Source organism: Sphingomonas sp. Ant H11, assembly GCF_000797515.1.
Taxonomy (GTDB): domain Bacteria; phylum Pseudomonadota; class Alphaproteobacteria; order Sphingomonadales; family Sphingomonadaceae; genus Sphingomonas.
Genome location: NZ_JSBN01000193.1, coordinates 1 through 2,444 on the forward strand (window position 1 = coordinate 1; position 2,444 = coordinate 2,444).

Below are 2,444 nucleotides of genomic sequence, written 5' to 3' on the forward strand. Positions count from 1 at the left end.
CGCCGCCCAGGTTTTGAGCCCATCGAGGTCCGCCGCCGTTTGCCCCGCCGCCGCCATGCCGCGTGCCAGCGTCGGACGATCCCCAACGGCCACGCGCGACGCAATCGGCGGCAAGCCTGGCTGCTCCGCCAGTGCAACGAATTGCGCGCGCGCCGCCGCAGGATCGGCGGGCGGCACCTCCACGATCAGCGTATCCGCCGCCGCGATTGCGCGCGCAACGGCGGGCGTTTGCCAGTCAACGCCGGGCGGCAGCGCGTGGATCGTCCCGAACAACCAGATCGTGGTGTCCGCATCGCCCACGCGCCACAGCGCCGGATGCGCCTTGGTTTCGGGCGCTCGCGCGCACCCGCTCAGGGCCAGCGCCAGCCCGAGCGCGCACCACCGCGCGATCAATAACGGACTCGCTTGGCCACCAGATGATGTTTGGTGAGATAGACCTGCACGCTGTCCTTGCCCGCCAAATGCCCCGCGCCGACCGCGATGAACACGGTGCCCGGCGTCTTCAGCCGGGTGTCGATCCAATCGGCCCAGCGCGCATTGCGATCGGCCAGCAGCACTTTGTAGAGGTTGGGCTGGCTGGTGAGATCGTCGTTCATCAACTTGCTCAGGCCCTCGGCATCGCCCGCCTTCCAGCGATCGAGCATGGCGTTGATCGTCGAATCGAATGTGTCGATGTCCTTCGCGCTGGAGATGAGAAACGCGATCTGGTCGGTTTGCGGCAAATTGTGGAAATAGCCGAGCTGCTGCTCCAGCGTTTCCAACCCCGCGACTGGCTTGCCCGAGGCCTTGGCTGCGGCGTTCAGCGCGACTTCCACGCCCTCGGCGGCATTGAACCCGGATTTTTGCAGCTCGATCTGCGCGAGCGTGACCGCGGCGAACCACGGCTCGAACGTGTCGAACGCGGTTTCAGGGATGCCGAGCTTGGCCATTGCGGTGGCATAGACCTTGCGATCCTCCGCGCTCAGTTTCTGCGTCAGTGGCTTGCCCGTCGCATCGACCGCCAGCGGCCCGATCACCGCTTTGGCCTGTTCGGGGCTGGGCAACGGAATTTCGAGCACCAATTGCCCGCTCGCATCGAACGCCTTGCGCACCGCCGAATCGAACCAGCTAAGCTGCGGCTTCAGCGCGTGGATCGTGCCGAACAGATAGATCGTCGTGTCCTTGTCCTTCACCACCCACAAGGCGGGATCGGCGGGGATGGTGGGGGCAGCGGGTGCCGGGGCGGGGGTCTGCGCGATTGCGGGTGTCGCCAGCAGCAGCGCCAGCAGGGCGGATACGGTCTTGATCGTCTTCATGCACATCCCCAAACAGTGTCGCCAAGCGCGCGGCAATCCCCATATCGCGATATCGCCTCTGCGAGAATGCCTGCGCCCGCATTCATCGTTCGTGGCCGAACCGGGCCATCGTTTGGTTGATTCTCCCGCCGCGCTGCGCCAAAGCGCCGGGCGTGACACACCCGCTCAGCTTCCAACGCATGATCCTTACGCTCCATGATTATTGGAGCCAGCACGGCTGCCTGATCCTGCAGCCTTATGACATGGAGATGGGGGCAGGCACCTTTCACCCGGCGACGACGCTGCGTGCGCTCGGCCCCGAGACGTGGAACGCCGCGTTCGTCCAGCCGTGCCGCCGCCCGACCGATGGCCGCTATGGCGAGAACCCCAACCGGCTGCAGCATTATTACCAATATCAGGTGATCCTGAAGCCGAGCCCGCCCGATCTGCAGGCGCTGTACCTCGGCAGCCTCGCCGCGATCGGCATCGATCCGCTCGTCCACGACATCCGCTTCGTCGAGGACGATTGGGAGAGCCCGACGCTCGGTGCCTGGGGCCTGGGCTGGGAAGTGTGGTGCGACGGCATGGAAGTGACGCAGTTCACCTATTTCCAGCAAATGGGCGGCTATGACATGAAGCCCGTCGCGGGCGAGCTGACCTACGGGCTCGAACGCCTCGCTATGTATATTCAGAACAAGGACAGCGTGTACGACCTTGCGTTCAACGACGCTGGCGTCACCTACGGCGACGTGTTCCACGAGAATGAGGTCGAAATGTCGACCTGGAATTTCGAAGTGGCCGATACCGACAGCCTGTTCGACCAGTTCAAGAAGCACGTCGCCGAATGCGAGAATTGCCTCGGCAAGCAGCTTCCGATCCCGGCTTATGAGCAGGCGATCAAGGCCAGCCACATCTTCAACCTGTTGCAGGCGCGCGGCGTCATCTCGGTGGCGGAGCGCCAGGCCTATATGGGCCGCGTCCGCGATCTGGCGAAGGGCGCGTGCGGCGCATGGATCGCGCACAACACCGCCAAATGGGAAGCGCGCTTCCCGGGATGGGCAGCATGAGCAGCGTAGTGCATTTCTCCCTCTCCCCGTGGGAGAGGGAAGGGGCCCGGTCGGCGCAGCCGAGTGGGAAGGGTGAGGGCGAGAGCGCTCACCGTATCACTCA

At 64.7% G+C, this 2,444-nt stretch carries 3 protein-coding genes; 1 reads left to right on the forward strand and 2 read right to left on the reverse strand.

Annotation, left to right across the window (positions count from 1 at the left end):
* Both NW75_RS21370 and NW75_RS21375 read right to left on the reverse strand, forming a co-directional pair.
* The coding region (locus NW75_RS21370) for a TraB/GumN family protein (RefSeq protein WP_197057925.1) at window positions 1-393 on the reverse strand (393 nt) is incomplete at its 3' end.
* The gene (locus tag NW75_RS21375; protein WP_033967403.1) at window positions 390-1,295 is read right to left on the reverse strand and encodes a TraB/GumN family protein; all 906 of its coding nucleotides are present in this window, start codon (window positions 1,293-1,295) and stop codon (window positions 390-392) included. The genes NW75_RS21375 and NW75_RS21370, both read right to left, overlap by 4 nt.
* 179 nt (window positions 1,296-1,474) lie before the next feature.
* Here NW75_RS21375 and NW75_RS21380 point away from each other — a divergent pair, with 179 nt between their 5' ends.
* Window positions 1,475-2,341, forward strand: coding sequence for a glycine--tRNA ligase subunit alpha (locus NW75_RS21380; RefSeq protein ID WP_033967405.1), 867 nt, complete (start codon window positions 1,475-1,477; stop codon window positions 2,339-2,341).
* The last annotated feature ends 103 nt before the right edge of the window (window positions 2,342-2,444 follow it).